At 65.9% G+C, this 15,100-nt stretch carries 15 protein-coding genes; 8 read left to right on the top strand and 7 right to left on the bottom strand.

Features of this window, described 5'->3' with window-relative positions; genetic code table 11:
- Positions 1-511: 511 nt before the first annotated feature.
- Positions 512-1,366: a pyrroline-5-carboxylate reductase gene (gene proC / locus ACCQ03_RS14895; RefSeq protein WP_057679626.1), complete on the bottom strand. Its 855-nt coding sequence runs from the start codon at positions 1,364-1,366 to the stop codon at positions 512-514.
- Between the two features lie 43 nt (positions 1,367-1,409).
- The gene (locus tag ACCQ03_RS14890) at positions 1,410-2,102 is read right to left on the bottom strand and encodes a YggS family pyridoxal phosphate-dependent enzyme (protein WP_057679627.1); all 693 of its coding nucleotides are present in this window, start codon (positions 2,100-2,102) and stop codon (positions 1,410-1,412) included.
- A 417-nt stretch (positions 2,103-2,519) separates the two neighbouring features.
- Here ACCQ03_RS14890 and ACCQ03_RS14885 point away from each other — a divergent pair, with 417 nt between their 5' ends.
- From ACCQ03_RS14885 to ACCQ03_RS14875, 3 genes are all read left to right on the top strand, one after another.
- Positions 2,520-3,557: a type IV pilus twitching motility protein PilT gene (locus ACCQ03_RS14885; protein WP_003489919.1), complete on the top strand. Its 1,038-nt coding sequence runs from the start codon at positions 2,520-2,522 to the stop codon at positions 3,555-3,557.
- Positions 3,558-3,679: 122 nt separating this feature from the next.
- Positions 3,680-4,810, top strand: coding sequence for a PilT/PilU family type 4a pilus ATPase (locus tag ACCQ03_RS14880; RefSeq protein WP_008571827.1), 1,131 nt, complete (start codon positions 3,680-3,682; stop codon positions 4,808-4,810).
- Between the two features lie 475 nt (positions 4,811-5,285).
- Complete coding sequence (locus tag ACCQ03_RS14875) at positions 5,286-5,960, top strand: YitT family protein (protein WP_016851096.1); 675 nt, start codon at positions 5,286-5,288, stop codon at positions 5,958-5,960.
- A gap of 166 nt (positions 5,961-6,126) precedes the next feature.
- Here ACCQ03_RS14875 and ACCQ03_RS14870 read toward each other — a convergent pair whose 3' ends face one another.
- The 3 genes from ACCQ03_RS14870 to ACCQ03_RS14860 are packed head-to-tail and all read right to left on the bottom strand — an operon-like array spanning position 6,127 to position 9,485.
- Positions 6,127-7,062 (bottom strand): DUF72 domain-containing protein, encoded by a 936-nt coding sequence (locus ACCQ03_RS14870; protein WP_170922402.1) that lies wholly within the window; start codon positions 7,060-7,062, stop codon positions 6,127-6,129.
- 7 nt (positions 7,063-7,069) lie between these two features.
- Complete coding sequence (locus ACCQ03_RS14865) at positions 7,070-7,642, bottom strand: DNA-3-methyladenine glycosylase I (protein ID WP_057679629.1); 573 nt, start codon at positions 7,640-7,642, stop codon at positions 7,070-7,072.
- Positions 7,643-7,652: 10 nt separating this feature from the next.
- Positions 7,653-9,485, bottom strand: coding sequence for a DUF4153 domain-containing protein (locus tag ACCQ03_RS14860; protein ID WP_057679630.1), 1,833 nt, complete (start codon positions 9,483-9,485; stop codon positions 7,653-7,655).
- Between the two features lie 78 nt (positions 9,486-9,563).
- Here ACCQ03_RS14860 and ACCQ03_RS14855 point away from each other — a divergent pair, with 78 nt between their 5' ends.
- The 5 genes from ACCQ03_RS14855 (at position 9,564) to ACCQ03_RS14835 (ending at position 13,020) form a co-directional block, all read left to right on the top strand.
- Positions 9,564-10,130 (top strand): YqgE/AlgH family protein, encoded by a 567-nt coding sequence (locus ACCQ03_RS14855; protein WP_003489930.1) that lies wholly within the window; start codon positions 9,564-9,566, stop codon positions 10,128-10,130.
- The gene (gene ruvX / locus ACCQ03_RS14850) at positions 10,123-10,590 is read left to right on the top strand and encodes a Holliday junction resolvase RuvX (RefSeq protein WP_057679631.1); all 468 of its coding nucleotides are present in this window, start codon (positions 10,123-10,125) and stop codon (positions 10,588-10,590) included. The genes ACCQ03_RS14855 and ruvX overlap by 8 nt, the downstream gene beginning before the upstream one ends.
- 13 nt (positions 10,591-10,603) lie before the next feature.
- Positions 10,604-11,551, top strand: a complete 948-nt coding sequence (locus ACCQ03_RS14845) for an aspartate carbamoyltransferase catalytic subunit (protein ID WP_057679632.1) — start codon at positions 10,604-10,606, stop codon at positions 11,549-11,551.
- Between the two features lie 306 nt (positions 11,552-11,857).
- Positions 11,858-12,292, top strand: coding sequence for an OsmC family protein (locus tag ACCQ03_RS14840; RefSeq protein ID WP_057679633.1), 435 nt, complete (start codon positions 11,858-11,860; stop codon positions 12,290-12,292).
- A 152-nt stretch (positions 12,293-12,444) separates the two neighbouring features.
- Positions 12,445-13,020 carry a glycine zipper 2TM domain-containing protein gene (locus tag ACCQ03_RS14835; protein WP_017157223.1) on the top strand — a complete coding sequence of 192 codons (576 nt, stop codon included), beginning with the start codon at positions 12,445-12,447 and terminating at the stop codon, positions 13,018-13,020.
- A gap of 263 nt (positions 13,021-13,283) precedes the next feature.
- On the opposite strand, the gene ACCQ03_RS14830 is transcribed toward ACCQ03_RS14835, so the two are convergent.
- Together ACCQ03_RS14830 and ACCQ03_RS14825 are read right to left on the bottom strand one after the other, a co-directional pair.
- Positions 13,284-14,165, bottom strand: coding sequence for a PhzF family phenazine biosynthesis protein (locus ACCQ03_RS14830; protein ID WP_057679634.1), 882 nt, complete (start codon positions 14,163-14,165; stop codon positions 13,284-13,286).
- Positions 14,166-14,196: 31 nt separating this feature from the next.
- Positions 14,197-15,075 (bottom strand): PhzF family phenazine biosynthesis protein, encoded by an 879-nt coding sequence (locus ACCQ03_RS14825; protein WP_057679635.1) that lies wholly within the window; start codon positions 15,073-15,075, stop codon positions 14,197-14,199.
- Between the last annotated feature and the right edge of the window lie 25 nt (positions 15,076-15,100).

The following is a 15,100-nucleotide window of genomic DNA, read 5'->3' as shown; positions in this document are numbered from 1 at the left end:
CAACGCGAAATGTAGGGCAACTGCTGCGCGCCGCCAATAGGCAAACGATGAAACAGCACGAAAAAAGCATCTTTCGACGGGGATTCGTTCACCAGCGGCAGAAAAAGCGGACAAAACGCATCGGCTTGCCCGTGCCATGCGCACGTTCGCTGCGGGTCTGACGCACAGCAGCAGATCGTTTGCGCGAGCAAAGGCCGCAACGCGCATCCGTGAGGACGATGCAACCAGCCGATAAGGCCAGCCGTTTTGGGGGATGCACGTAACGGGGGCCACGCGCCGACGAGATGGCTGCCATCGATTGCAGACGTGGACGCGCGTTGCATGTACGGCAAATGGAGCGGTTTTTGGGCGCGATGCAGCCTTCGGCGCCGTATCGCCCTGCATCCACATTCCGGCGATCCAGGCGCTGGCGCGGCGCTTTGCGCAGATGTTCGAATCGTGGTCGTCTTGCCATGCGCGCCGCGCGAAGGTGCCACGCGATGCGCTAGATACAGACGCCGCCGCGTTTCAATCAGTCATTGGCAGCGGACAAACTGCGGCCGCGTTCGGTCGCTGCGGCAATGGCCTGGGCGGTGAGGGCTTCAAAGCCGCCGGCCCGGAACGTCTCGATGGCGGCGTGGGTCGTACCGTTTGGCGAGGTCACGCGGCGACGCAGGACCTCCGGTGGTTCGCCCGATTCGGTGAGCATGCGTGCGGCGCCGAGCAGCGTTTGCAGCACCAGGGTGCGCGCGGTTGCGGCGGGCAGGCCCTGCGCTTGCGCGGCAGCTTCCATCGCTTCTGCCAACAGGAAGACATAGGCCGGTCCGCTGCCGGAGACCGCGGTCACCGCATCCATCTGCGCTTCGTCGTCGATCCAGACGGTGACGCCGGCGCTACCCAGCAGTTGGGTGGCCTGTTGCCGTTGCGCCGCGGACGCGCGCGCGTTGGCGTACAGCCCGGTGACACCGGCGCCGAGCAGGGCGGGTGTGTTGGGCATCGCACGAACCACCGCGATGTCGCCGCCCGACCAGCGCTGCAGCTGCGTGGCGGTGATGCCGGCCGCGATGGAAACCAGCAGCGGTTGTTGTGCCTGCGCAAGGTCGGCCAGTTGCGCGCACACCATTGGCAAGACCTGCGGCTTGACCGCCAAGACCCAGGTCGTGGCCGCATCGACGGCGGCGCGCGCATCTTCGACGACCTGCACGCCGAAGTCGCGCGCCAATGCGTCCCGCAGATCGGCCACCGGCTCGGCCACGCAGATGCTGGCAGCCGGCGTGCCTTGCCGGATCAGCCCGGCAATCAGGCTGCGCGCCATATTGCCGCCACCGACAAAGGCGATGGACGTCGCAGCGGAAGACGAGGACGAAGACGAAGCAGGTGTGTTCATTGCGGCACCTTAATAAGACGGATCGATGTGGGAGGCGATGCGATCAGGCAGAGGCGGCCGGCGCCTGATCGCGCGCACCGAACAACGCCGTACCCACCCGCACCATGGTGGCGCCGGCCGCGATCGCTTCGGCGAAATCCGCGCTCATGCCCATCGACAAGGTGTCCACCTGCCGATAACGGACTTGCAGCTGCTGGAACAGCGCCTGCATGCGCGTGAACGCGGCCTGGCGTCGTGCCTGATCGGGAAACGGAGCAGGGATCGCCATCAGTCCGCGTAGCTGCAGACGCGGTTGCAGGGCGATCGCGTCGGCCAGGCTGTCGATCGCTTCGGGTGCGCAGCCATGCTTGCTGTCCTCGTCGTCGATGTTGACCTGGATCAACACATTCAACGGCGCGCGGTCGTCCGGGCGGTGGCGCGCCAGCAGTGGAATCAATTTGGCGCGGTCCACCGTCTGCACCCAATCGAAGCACTGGCTCGCCAGTTCGGCCTTGTTGGATTGCAGGTGGCCGATCAAATGCCATTCCAAACCCAACGCACGCAACTGGGCAATCTTGGCATCGGCTTCCTGCACGTAGTTTTCGCCGAAGGCGCGCTGGCCCTGCGCGGCCAGGGCGGCGACGGCGTCAGCCGGCTTGGTCTTGGAGACTGCCAGTAGCCGCACGTCGGCCCGCGCGCGTGCGGCCGCTGCGGCGTGGATGGCATCGAGAATCTGCTGCAGCGACGAAGCCGGCACGTGGCATTCCGGAGAAAGGCGGGAGCGCTATAGTGCCGTCCGCGGACGCTTCCATCCAGTTGGGGGCTGCCGCGTGCCTGTATCGAGGCGTCGGCGCTGCGCGTATTTAGAGGAGTGTTTGAAAGCAAGGTGGGCGACCGTCCCCACGTCCGGCCGGGGCCCGGCGCGACACGCACTGACGGCAGCGCGACCGGCTACGCTCGGGCCAGCGCTGCGCTCGCCAGCATTCGTTGATGCCACCGCGCACCAGCCGTTCGGCCTTGGGCAGTTCCGCAGCCGGGCGAAAGGCAAAGGCTTCAGCCAGGCGCGTCGCGGCCGACCTGAACCGGCGACGGGGCTGCTTCCCGCCGGCAGCCAGAACGCTATACTGCCGGCCGGGGAGTACCTTCCAATCGCAGCCTAGGGGAAAAGCAGCGCATGGATATCGCTGAACTATTGGCGTTTTCTGTCAAGAACAAGGCATCGGACCTGCACCTGTCTGCAGGGCTGCCGCCGATGATCCGTGTCGATGGCGATGTCCGTCGCATCAATATTCCGGCGCTGGACCATAAGCAGGTGCATGCGCTGGTGTACGACATCATGTCGGACAAGCAGCGGCGCGATTACGAGGAATTCCTCGAGGTCGACTTTTCGTTCGAGATTCCGTCGCTGGCGCGTTTTCGCGTCAACGCGTTCAACCAGAACCGCGGTGCCGGTGCGGTGTTCCGTACCATTCCCTCCGAAGTGTTGACGCTGGAAGACCTGGGCTGCCCGCCGATCTTCCGTCAGCTGATCGACCAGCCGCAGGGCCTGATCCTGGTGACCGGCCCGACCGGTTCGGGCAAGTCGACCACGCTGGCCGGCATGATCGACTACATCAACAAGAATGAGTACGGGCATATCCTCACCGTCGAGGACCCGATCGAATTCGTCCACACCTCGCAGAAGTGCTTGATCAACCAGCGCGAGGTGCACCGCGACACCCACGGTTTCAACGAGGCGCTGCGCTCGGCACTGCGCGAAGACCCGGACATCATCCTGGTCGGCGAATTGCGCGACCTGGAAACCATCCGCCTGGCGCTCACCGCGGCGGAAACCGGCCACCTGGTGTTCGGCACCCTGCACACCAGCTCGGCGGCCAAGACCATCGACCGCATCATCGACGTGTTCCCGGCCGGCGAAAAGCCGATGGTGCGCTCGATGCTGTCCGAATCGCTGCGCGCGGTGATTTCGCAGGCGCTGTTGAAGAAGGTCGGCGGCGGCCGTACGGCGGCGTGGGAAATCATGGTCGGCACCCCGGCCATCCGCAACCTGATCCGCGAGGACAAGGTGGCGCAGATGTATTCCTCGATCCAGACCGGCCAGCAATACGGCATGCAGACGCTGGATCAGCATCTGCAGGACCTGGTCAAGCGCAGCCTGATCACGCGCAACCAGGCCCGCGAGTACGCCAAGGACAAGCGGATATTCGAGTGATTCGGGAATAGGGAATCGGGAATGGGGAATCGCAAAAGCGCGTTCCCGTCACCGAGTCCGTTGCCCGGCTTCTCCAATTCCCGTTTCTCGATTCCCCATTCCCGGCTCCGAGGGAGCACGCCATGAGCACCATCGACTTCACCTCCTTCCTCAAGCTGATGGCGCATCAGAAGGCGTCGGATCTGTTCATCACCTCGGGGATGCCGCCGGCGATCAAGGTGCACGGCAAGATCAGCCCGATCACGCAGACGCCGTTGACCGCGCAGCAGAGCCGCGACCTGGTGTTGAACGTGATGACGCCGTCGCAGCGCGAGGAATTCGAAAAGACCCACGAGTGCAATTTCGCCATCGGCGTGTCCGGGGTCGGGCGTTTTCGTGTGAGCTGTTTCTACCAGCGTAACCAGGTGGGCATGGTGCTGCGCCGGATCGAAACGCGCATCCCCACCGTGGACGAGCTGAGCTTGCCGCCGGTGATCAAGACGCTGTCGATGACCAAGCGCGGCATCATCATCTTCGTCGGCGCCACCGGGACCGGTAAGTCGACCTCGCTGGCGGCGATGATCGGCTACCGCAACCAGAACTCGACCGGGCACATCATCACCATCGAAGACCCGATCGAATTCGTGCACAAGCACGAGGGCTGCATCATTACCCAGCGCGAGGTCGGCATCGATACCGACAGCTGGGAAAACGCGCTGAAGAACACCCTGCGCCAGGCGCCGGACGTGATCATGATCGGCGAGGTGCGCACCCGCGAAGGCATGGACCATGCGATCGCCTTCGCCGAAACCGGCCACCTGGTGCTGTGCACGCTGCACGCCAACAACGCCAACCAGGCGATGGACCGCATCATCAACTTCTTCCCCGAGGATCGGCGCAACCAGCTGTTGATGGACCTGTCGCTCAACCTCAAGGGCGTGGTCGCGCAGCAGCTGATTCCGACCCCGGACGGCCGCGGCCGCCGCGTGGCGATGGAAATCATGCTGGGCACGCCGCTGGTGCAGGACTACATCCGCGACGGCGAGATCCACAAGCTCAAGGAGATCATGAAGGAGTCCACCAACCTGGGCATGCGCACCTTCGACCAGAGCCTGTTCGAGCTCTACCAGGCCGGCGAAATCAGCTACGAAGACGCGTTGCGCTACGCCGACTCGCAGAACGAAGTGCGTCTGCGCATCAAGCTCTCGCAGGGCGGCGATGCCAAGACCTTGTCGCAGGGCCTGGACGGGGTGGAAATTTCCGAAGTGCGCTGAGGGCTGCGCGTCTCGGCGTCCGCGTGCACGGGGTGCCTGTGCCGACGGGTCACAAGCGCGGGGATATGACCAGATATACACGGCGCTGACCTGCTGGCCCCACGGCGGCGCCAGCGCGTCCGCGCGTGGCTGCCAATTCATGCCCGGTGTGGCGGCCAGCGTTGCGCCAGGATCGCACCGACCACGCGGCCCTGTCCGCCGAGCGGAGGGAGCGCCTGGGCGCACCGAGGAAAATGACGGTCCGGCTCGCGTCGTGCGCGCATCTGCCGACGATCGAGGAGCCCGGCCCTACCTTTGCCGCGCCACCGGCGGACGACCGCCTGCCCAGGTGCCCCGGTCACGCAGCGCGCCGGCGAGGCGTCGGCCCGGTTTCAGATGTAACCGGATGGGTCGATAGTGTCTAATATCGCACCCCACTGCAGTGCCCAAGCCCGTGAGCCTTCCCGATTCCGATCTGCGACCGGAGCAAGAACCCTTGCCCGACGATGGTGCCGTGGTCACCGCCGGTCCGCTCACGCCTCCGCCGGATTCGGCCGGGACTGCCGCCGACGATCACGCCTTCCATCATTCGGTGGCTGAGGATGCGCAAGGCATGGTGCTGGCGACCCTGGTGGCATCGCTCGGTCTGGCCATCTTCGCCAAGGGGGGGCTGATGATCGGCGGCATGGCCGGCGTGGCCTTCCTGTTGCACTACGCGCTGCACTGGAATTTCGGCCTGGTGTTCGTACTGGTCAATTTGCCGTTCTACTGGCTCAGCGTGCGCCGGATGGGGTGGGAATTCACCCTGAAGACCTTCGCGGCAGTCGGCGCGTGCGGCGTGCTGACCAACCTGCTGCCGCGCTGGGCCGACTATGCGCACATGAGCACGGCCTTTTCGGCGATCGTCGGCGGTGCGCTGTCTGGCCTGGGGATCTTGTTCTTCATTCGCCACCGCGGCAGCCTTGGCGGCATCGGCATCCTGGCGGTGTACCTGCAGCGCGAGCGTGGCTGGAGCGCGGGCAAGGTGCAAATGAGCTTCGATGCGATGCTGATGCTGGTCGCCTTCTTCGTGCTGACCCCGGACAAGGTGCTGTATTCGGCCATCGGTGCCCTGATGCTAAGTCTGGTGCTGATGTTCAATCACCGCCCGCACCGGTATATGGGCGTGTGACGCGGGCCGAAGATCGCTGGCATGGCACGTCCGGGAGCGGCGAACACGACGTCGCAGGCAGCGGTCAGCGGGCGCGGCTGGCTCCCCCGCAGGCGCAGCGTGCCAGCGATGCATGCCGCTTTCCGCGCGCCGGCCAGGCCCGCCTGGCGCCACGTGCCGTCGTTTGTCAGCGGTTCTCGATGTTTTCGCGTGCCGGGCAATCGGTAGGCAACTGCAGCCGTTGCATCAATCCGCGCGCATCGAACGGCGCATGCACCTTCATGTCGTTGTCGAAATAACAGTACACATCGCGCATTGCGCGTTTGCGGGCGCGTGCACCGACACGGGCTGCATCGTGCGGTTCGGCTCCGTCGGCCCACGCGGCGATGCGTGCTGCCCAGCGATCCAGTGCGGTGTCGCTGTAGCCGCTGGCGTACAACTGCGCATCGCCATGCAGGCGCACATAGACGAAATCGGCGCTGACGTCCTCCAGGTACGGGAATTTCCCTGCGGTGTCGGCGACCACCACCGCGACATTGTGACGCCGCAGCAGGCGCATGCAGGCTGGATCGCAGAAGCTGTCGTGACGCACTTCCAATGCGTGACGGATCGGCCGCTGGCGATCGATCGCCAGGGCGCTGCGCCCCTGCATCAGCGCGGTATCGCGCTGGCGCGCCCGCGCCAACGCGGCCTTGCTATCGCGCGGCAGGCTGCCTAGAAATGCGTCCAGCAGCGCGGCATCGAACCGGAGTGTCGGCGGTAGCTGCCACAGGATCGGGCCCAGTTTGGCGCCCAGCCGCAATATTCCGGAAGCGAAGAAGTTGGCCAGCGCCTGCTCGCAATCGCGCAGGCGCTTCATATGGGTGATGAAGCGCGGGCCCTTGACCGAAAACACGAAGTCCTCGGGCGTTTCGTCATGCCAGCGCTGGAAGCTGTCCGGGCGCTGCAGCGAATAAAAGGAGCCATTGATTTCCACGCTGGGAAAGCAACCCGCGGCGTATTCGAGCTCACGCCGCTGGGCCAGGCCAACCGGATAAAACGTGCCGCGCCAGCGTGCATAACGCCAACCGGAAATGCCGATGCGAATAGCCATGCGCCCGAGCATTTCGCGTGCGCCGTGCAAGAGGTGTCTAGCCGCGCTGGACCGTGCGCGTTTTCGCCGGCTTCTGCGCCTGCAACCAGGGCGGCGCCAGTGCCCGGATCTGCGCAAACACCGGGCACCGGGCGTGATGTGCGCCGGGCAGGTAGCCCAGGCTCATCAGGAACTCGCCGGTGATTTCGCCGCCGGTGAAACGGAAGGTCTTCTTGAACAGCTTGACCCAGGCCGGTTTGTCGAGCGGGTGGTGGGCGTCCAGCCACTGCGCGAAGCCGCCGTGCGTGGTGCGTAGCGCCTGGATGACCTGCGCGTTGTGGATGGCCGCCAGCACCTTGAGACGGTTGCGGATGATGCCGGCATCGCCCATCAACCTGCTGATGTCCTGGTCGGCATATGCCGCAACAGTGTCCACGTCGAAGCCGTCGTAGGCCTTCTGGAAATTGACGCGCTTGCGCAGGATGGTTTCCCAGCTCAGTCCGGCCTGGTTGATCTCCAGCACCAGCCGCTCGAACAACTCGCGTTCGTCGCGCTGCGGAAAGCCGTACTCGTGATCGTGGTAGTGGCCATGGACCGGATGGCCTGGGGCGATGGTGCAATAGCCGCTCATGGCAACGGATCTACCTGATGCCTTCTTCTGTCGGTTTGATGCTGATGCGGCGGTCGCCCGGAAGCACCAGGTCCGGCCAGCGGGGTGGCCGTGTCTGGATCTGGCCGTTGCGCAGGGCCTCGCGCAATGCATTCTGGGCATTGACGCTGCCGGAATAGAGCCGGGTCGTGCCTGCCTGGTACCAGCCCTGCTGGTTGCGTGCATGCAGCACGCAGTCGATCGCATACTCGCCTTTGACATTGCACAACAGCACGTCGGGTTTGCTATCGCCGTCGAGGTCGTCGCTGCTGACCACGCAGTTGCTGTCGTTCTGCGTGCACTCCCCGCGATCCTGCAGGCGCGGTGTCGAGGTCATCAGATAGTTCCACCAATCCGCAGGCGGCTCTGCCTTGCCCGCCGCCACGGTCACATGCGTACGGACCTGGGCCAGGTCGGTCAGTTCTTTGGTCTGCGGATGCTCGGGGTCCTCATCGTCGCTCCAGCGTGTGGTGCGTGCCAGCAGCCGCTCCAGCTTCTGTTTGCGCACCGCGTCGCCGGCAAAGGTGGGGTCCTGGCGTAGCGACTGCACCGCTAGATAGCCGCGGCGACCGTTCTCGAAGCGCAGAAACTCCAGGTTCTTGTTCACGGCGTCGGGCGTGGCGTTGGCCAGCCGCTGCATCTGGCTGCGCACAGTGATGCGGTACGGGTCCAGCAACGGGGTGTTGACCAGGATCGCCAGGCCGATCACCACCCACGACAGCGTCTTGTTGCCGCTGGCCAGATGCGGCAGCCAACGGTGGGCGCGTGGCCGCAGCACCGCAAACGCGTAGGCCAGGGCGTACCCCAGCGCCAACACGGCCAGCAACGCGGCGCAGAGACGCTCGCTGGTCCAGCCGTGCTGCGCAATACGCAACGCCACCGCATAGGCCGCCAGCCCCGCATGCAGCGGCAGGATGACCAGGCCGGCCTCAACCACCCGACGCAGCCAGCGCGGATACGGCGGCTGCACACTGCCATCGCGGTACACCGCATTGGTGAACAGCACCAGCCCGAACACCAGGCTCAGCAGGATCGACGCCGCCGAACGGGTCTGCCACAGCGCCTGCAACCCAGTGAACGGCAACACCAGCAGGAACAGCAGCGCGATGCCTGCTAGCAACGGCAGCAGGCCGGTGCACAGCGAGAACAGGATCTGCCGCATCACCTGCACCGCGCGGTGCTGGGTGCGCCCGATCAGGATGCCCAGCCCGGCGATGATGCCGGTCGCCAGATAGATGAAGGCCTGTTCGCGGAACAGTTCCCGGAAAACCATGATCTTGACCAGTGCAAACAGGCTGGCCCACAACCACAGCACCATCCAGCACACCCAGACGAACAGCAGCGCCAGTGCCAGGGTCAGCGCGTTCTGCCAGGCGAATTCAAACAGATCGTGGTAGCCGGCCCGCCAATGGCCGTGCCGTTGCCGGTGCTGCAGCCAGGGCAGGGCGACGAACCACCCGACCGTGACGGTAAAAGTGAACGACCACAGCACCTCGCCAGTCTGCAGGGCTGGCGCGCCTGTGGCGCTCCACGCCGCCCAGCTGGCCAGGGCGGCCAGCACCAGGGTGCTGACGGCCACGTGCTGCCACAGGCGCCAATCGCTCAGATGCTGCAGACTCAGCAGCACCAGGCTGGGTACGGTCAACACCATGGTGTACCAGCAGATCCGAACCCCCAGATCGTTGAACGGCCGCACGCCCTGTTGTTCACCCCATGCGGCCAGATACAGCAGGCAGCCCTGCAGCAGCGCGACAAGTACGATGCAGGCGCGGGTCTGGCGGGGCAGTGGCGTATCGGCAAGTGCGGCGGCGGGTATGGTCGGCATCGTCGGTCCTTGGCGGCGTCAGGCGCCAAGTATGGCAGCGGCTCTGCGCGCGGCGAAGCGAACGGCTAGAATGCGGCCATGTCCGTTTTGCCTACGCCTCTGGCCAACCAACTGCTGATTGCGCTTCCGGCGCTGTCCGACCCCACCTTTTCGCGCAGCGTCGCGCTGATCTGTCAGCACGACGAGAACGGCGCCATGGGCGTGCTGGTCAACCGGCCCTCCGAATACACCCTGGGCGAAGTGTTGTCGCAGATGGGCATCGACACCGACGACGAGCCGCTGCGCGAGCAGGTCGTGCTCAGCGGCGGGCCGGTGCATCCCGAGCGCGGTTTCGTGATCCATGACGATGCGCGCGAATGGGATTCCAGCCTGGAAGTGGGGCAGGGCGTGTTCCTGACCACCTCGCGCGACATCCTCGAAGCGATGGCGGCCGGCAACGGCCCGCGTAATGCGCTGGTCGCCTTGGGCTGCGCGGGTTGGGGCGCCGGCCAGCTGGAATTCGAGCTGGGCGAGAACAGCTGGCTCACCGCGCCGTCGGATGCCAATGTGCTGTTTGCGACCGCGCTGGAAGATCGCTGGCAGACCGCTGCCGGGCGCATCGGCGTGGACCTGTTCCGGCTCACGGATTATTCCGGGCATGCCTGAGGCGGGCGCGATTCGCCCCGATGGCACGGTGCTGGGCTTCGACGTGGGGTCGCGCCGGATCGGCGTGGCAGTCGGAACCGCGCTCGGTGCCGGCGCGCGCGCGGTGGCCGTCATCAATGTGCATGCCAACGGCCCGGACTGGGTTGCGCTGGACCGCGTCTACAAGCAATGGCAACCGGATGGTCTGGTGGTCGGCGACCCGCTCACGCTGGACGACAAGGACCAACCCGCCCGCAAACGCGCACACGCGTTCGCCCGCCAGCTGCGCGAGCGCTACGCGCGACCGGTTGTGCTGATCGACGAGCGCTCCAGTTCGGTTGAGGCTGCGCAGCGTTTCGCGCGCGAGCGTGCCGATGGGCGCAAGCGCCGCCGCGATGCCGAAGCGCTCGATGCGATGGCCGCCGCGGTGATCGTCGAACGCTGGTTGGCCGCGCCCGACCAAGCCACCTTTCTTCCTTGACTCCCGACCTGCGATGACCACCATGCAACTCGATTCGGACGGACGCCCGCGCCACCTGCTCACCCTGGAAGGACTGCCGCGCACCACCCTGCTGCAATTGCTCGACCGCGCCGGCCAGATCCGCGATGCGGCGGTCGGGCGTGTGGGCAAGCGCAGCGTGCTGGCGGGCACGGCGGTGTGCACGCTGTTCTTCGAACCCTCCACGCGCACGCGCAGCTCCTTCCATCTGGCGGCGCAGCGGCTGGGCGCGGACGTGCTCAATTTCGATGCATCCACCTCCTCCACCCGCAAGGGCGAAACCGCACGCGACACCTTGAAGAATCTCGAAGCGATGGGCGTGCGCGGCTTCGTGGTGCGTCACCCCGACGACGGCGCGGTGGAAGCGCTGGCCGCAGCCGCGGGCGAGGGCACCGCGTTGATCAATGCCGGCGACGGGCGTAGCGCGCATCCCACCCAGGGTCTGCTCGACATGCTCACCCTGCGCCAGGCCAAGGGCACCGATTTTTCCAAGCTCAAGGTCGTCATCGTCGGCGACGTCAAGCACTCGCGCGTGGCGCGCTCGGACCTGCATGCCTTGCGCACGCTGGGCGCCGGCGAGATCCGCGTCTGCGGCCCGGCCAGCCTGCTGCCCGATGACGGCATACTGGAGGGCTGCGTGGTCGGCCAGGATTTCGATGCGATGCTCGAAGGTGCCGATGCGCTGATGATGCTGCGCCTGCAGCGCGAGCGCATGGAAGAAGGCCTGGTGCCCTCGCTGGAGCAGTACCACGCCGAATACGGTCTGACCCGCGAGCGCCTGGCGCGTGCCGGCCGCGACGCCGCGGTGCTGCACCCGGGCCCGATCAACCGCGGCGTGGAAATCACCGATGAAGTGGCCGACGGCGCGCAATCCTGCGTGCTACGGCAGGTCGCCAACGGCGTCGCCGTGCGCATGGCCGTGCTGGAAACCCTGCTCGGCTGAGCACGGCTGCGCATGCCTCTTGTTAGCCGCTCCACGAGCGGCAATGCCACCTCGCAACCAACGCGCGGTGGCCTTTGATCCATGCATCGGTGATTGCGAAGAGACAGCCGCTTCTCCCCGAACGTACATCGTGGCCCGTTGCGCGGTGACGTTCGATGCGCAACGTCATGCGTGCAGACAAACAGTCGCTTGCTGCCTAACGTGCCCGGCGGTCTGCTCTTGCGAATCCCGAATCCCGAATCCCAGCACCACCAGCTAACACCCACTCACCTATCGTGAGCGCTCCTTTCAGCGCAGGAGATTGCAATGGGTATTTCACGTCACGCCACCGCCCACTGGGAAGGCGACCTCAAGACCGGCAAGGGCCAGCTCAGCACGCCACAGAGCGGCCTGATGGACAACACCCGTTATGCCTTCAGCAGCCGCTTCGGCGACGAGAAGGGCACCAATCCGGAAGAGCTCATCGCCGCTGCGCATGCCGGCTGTTTCACCATGGCGTTGTCTGCGCAGTTGACCGAAGCCGGTTTTCCGCCGGCCTCGCTGGATACGCGCGCCGATGTGGATCTATCGATGGAAGGCGGCCCGCAGTTGTCGCAGATTCGCCTCAAGCTCAAGGCCGTGGTGCCGGGCATCGACGAGGCCAAGTTCCGCGAGCTGGCCGACAGCGCCAAGAAAAATTGCCCGGTGTCCAAGGCGCTGAGCGCCGTGCCGATCAGCCTGGAAAGCGAGTTTTCCAACTAGTGCCGATACCGCTGCGACGCGTCGGCGTAGACGCCCGGCGCGCGCAGCTGGCGGCAACCTGAATAGGGCTTTTCGTGGCCGGGTTGGTTCAGTGCGGTTTCACTGGCGCAGGCCGAGCATCGGCAGCGTGTCCTCCCTATGAAGCTGCCGCAATGAAAACTCTCGTGCTTGGTGCTCTGGTGATGGGTCTGGTCGTGGCGGGCAATGCCACGGCACAGCGCTATGACAGCGGCTACGAGGATGGCCGCTACGAATACGCGCGCGTCGTGCGCGTGGATCCGATCATCGTTGCCGACTCGTACAACGAACGCACCAGCGAACGTTGCTACGATCGTCCCGCCGACGGTTACTACACCAGCAATGACGGGTACTACCGCGACGGTGGCTATGCTCAGGCCGGTGTGTCCAATCGCGGCGTTGCCAGCGTCATCGGCGGCATTGCGGGCGCCGTTCTCGGCAGCCAGGTCGGCGGCGGCAATGGTCGTCTGGTCGGCACCGCCGTGGGCACCATGGCGGGCGTCGCGGCGGGACGCTCGATCTACGAGGCCAATCACCGCACGTATCAGGGCAATGTGAGGGTGTGCGAGCCGGTGTCCTACCGTCGCGAGCGCGACCGTGTGGATGGATATGACGTCACCTACGAATACGCCGGCCGCACTTACCACACGCGTAGCGACTACAACCCGGGCGACCGTATCCGGGTGCGCGTGGACGTTCGCCCTGACTGATCGGTGCCAGATGCATGCGGTGCCGCTGGTTCCGGCATCTGGCTGAAAAAGAACGCTGCGGGCAACCGCAGCGTTCTTGCGTTTTGCGCGGTGATTGCGGCCTGCAATAGCGCCTCAACAATGCTTCGGCGCTGATCGATGCCGGGCGCCTTGCTGTTTCACGCAAGCGTTGATGCCCGGTGCACCGGCCTTGATCAGAAATTGGCAGCACCTGCAGGCCATCCCGCTGCGTTGGATCCGTGCGCAGCAGCGTTGCTGCCGCTCTAAGCCCAGTCCAACGTGCCGCGAATCACCGTCTGCACCTGGCCACCCGACCACACGTCACCATCGGCGTCGATGTTCAGTTCCAACAGGGCATCGAAGCCGATTTCGCGGCCCTGGCTGACGACATAACGACGGTCGGTGCCGGGCAATGCGTCACGGCTGTCCAGCCATGCGGCGAGGACCGCATTGGCCGCGCCGGACGCCGCATCCTCGAAACGCCGGCCATTGCCGACGAAGGCACGTACCGCCAGATCGTAGGTGCCTGGCGCGTTGGCGCGTGCATACGCAAACACGCCCATGCTGCCGGTGGATTCTGCCAATCCGGCAATCGCGTCCCAGTCCGGCTGCAGGCCGCGCAACGCCGCTTCGCTGGCGAGTTCGACCACCCACCAGGTGCGGCCGCCGTCCATCAGCGCAGGCGGTAGCGTGCCCAGCGGCCAGCCCTGCAAGGCATCGCGCAGGCGCGGATCGTCGGCATTCACCTGCTCGGCCACGCGCGCGCGTGGCGTGCGGATCGCGATGCTGCGGTGGCTGCCGCGCTGCTCGACGCGCAGCGGCAACCGACCCGCGATGCCGTCCTGCACCAGGACGCCGTCCTGTGGTGCGGCCAGGCCGGCTTCGAGCACGGCATGTGCAGTGCCCACGCTGGGATGGCCGGCAAACGGCACCTCTTTTTGCGGCGAAAACATGCGCAGCCGGTAGCTGCTGTGTGCGCCTTCGGCGGGAAAGACGAAGGTGGTTTCCGGCAGCTTGGTCCAGCGTGCGATGGCCTGCATCGCCGCATCGTCCAGGCCCTGCGCATCCAGCACCACCGCCAGCGGATTGCCGCTGCCGGGGCGTGCGGAGAACACATCCAATTGCAGGAAACGGCGAGTGGTCATGAGCGTCGATCCGCGGTGAGGGCGCGGCAGCTTACCAATCGATGCGGCCGTCGATCACCTGCTGCGTCGCTCCGCCAATCCAGACTTCGCCTTGCGCGTCCACCTCCACATGGACACGGCCGTCGCGGCCAACCTCGCGGCCCTGGCTGGCGAGGTAGCGCGATCCCGCCCCGGGCAGGCGGCCTTCGCCGTGCAAGCGTGCGGCAATACAGGCATTGGCGCTGCCGGTGACCGGGTCTTCCGCAATGCCATCGCCCGGGCAGAACGCGCGGACGACCAGGTCGGCATCGCCATCGTGCACGGGCGCGTAGATGGCCAGGCCAACGGCGGCGCTGGCCTGGGTCAGGCGCGCGATGGCGGCAAGGTCCGGGGCTGCCTGCCGTACCGCCTGCGCGTCGGCCAATTCCTGCAGCCACCAGTTCGGGCCGTTGTTCCAGAGCGCGGCAGGCTGCGCACTCGCGCGCAGGCCAGTGCAGGCGGCACGAAGCGCCTGGGCGTACGTGTCGCCCGTGTCGATGGTGCGTGCGCGCGGTGCGCGCAGTCGTACCAGCAAGGCGCCGTGCCGGTCGAATACCTCGACCGGCAGCACGCCGGCCGCACATTGCTGGCGCAGCCGGCCGTCGGGCTTGTACGCGGTCACGCCGTGGGTCACCGCCGCCCACGCTGCGCCGACGCTGGGGTGGCCGGCAAATGGCAGCTCGGCACGCGGGGTGAAGATGCGGATGTGGTAGTCGGCATCGGGCACGCTGACCGGCAGGAAGAAGATGGTCTCGGACAGATCCAGCCACGCGGCGATCTGCTGCATCTGCGCAGACGACAACGTCTCTGCATTGAAGACCACGCCCAGCGGGTTGCCGCTGCCGGCCCGGGCGGCGAAAACATCCAGTTGCAGATAGCGGTGCTTGCTCATGCTGGGGAAATCTCGATCGAAGGGA

The organism is Xanthomonas sp. NCPPB 3569 (assembly GCF_041475645.2).
Taxonomy (GTDB): Bacteria; Pseudomonadota; Gammaproteobacteria; order Xanthomonadales; family Xanthomonadaceae; genus Xanthomonas; species Xanthomonas phaseoli.
Note: the sequence above shows the minus strand (reverse complement) of the source record. Positions and strands in the feature narration are given on the sequence as shown.

Bases quoted from the DNA above. Each gene is read 5' to 3' on its own strand.
- ACCQ03_RS14840 (WP_057679633.1), top strand. From the start codon at position 11,858: ATGGGTATTTCACGTCACGCCACCGCCCACTGGGAAGGCGACCTCAAG.
- ruvX (WP_057679631.1), top strand. From the start codon at position 10,123: ATGCCTGAGGCGGGCGCGATTCGCCCCGATGGCACGGTGCTGGGCTTC.
- ACCQ03_RS14860 (WP_057679630.1), bottom strand. From the start codon at position 9,485: ATGCCGACCATACCCGCCGCCGCACTTGCCGATACGCCACTGCCCCGC.
- proC (WP_057679626.1), bottom strand. From the start codon at position 1,366: ATGAACACACCTGCTTCGTCTTCGTCCTCGTCTTCCGCTGCGACGTCC.
- ACCQ03_RS14855 (WP_003489930.1), top strand. From the start codon at position 9,564: ATGTCCGTTTTGCCTACGCCTCTGGCCAACCAACTGCTGATTGCGCTT.
- ACCQ03_RS14885 (WP_003489919.1), top strand. From the start codon at position 2,520: ATGGATATCGCTGAACTATTGGCGTTTTCTGTCAAGAACAAGGCATCG.
- ACCQ03_RS14845 (WP_057679632.1), top strand. From the start codon at position 10,604: ATGACCACCATGCAACTCGATTCGGACGGACGCCCGCGCCACCTGCTC.
- ACCQ03_RS14835 (WP_017157223.1), top strand. From the start codon at position 12,445: ATGAAAACTCTCGTGCTTGGTGCTCTGGTGATGGGTCTGGTCGTGGCG.
- ACCQ03_RS14825 (WP_057679635.1), bottom strand. From the start codon at position 15,075: ATGAGCAAGCACCGCTATCTGCAACTGGATGTTTTCGCCGCCCGGGCC.
- ACCQ03_RS14830 (WP_057679634.1), bottom strand. From the start codon at position 14,165: ATGACCACTCGCCGTTTCCTGCAATTGGATGTGTTCTCCGCACGCCCC.
- ACCQ03_RS14865 (WP_057679629.1), bottom strand. From the start codon at position 7,642: ATGAGCGGCTATTGCACCATCGCCCCAGGCCATCCGGTCCATGGCCAC.
- ACCQ03_RS14880 (WP_008571827.1), top strand. From the start codon at position 3,680: ATGAGCACCATCGACTTCACCTCCTTCCTCAAGCTGATGGCGCATCAG.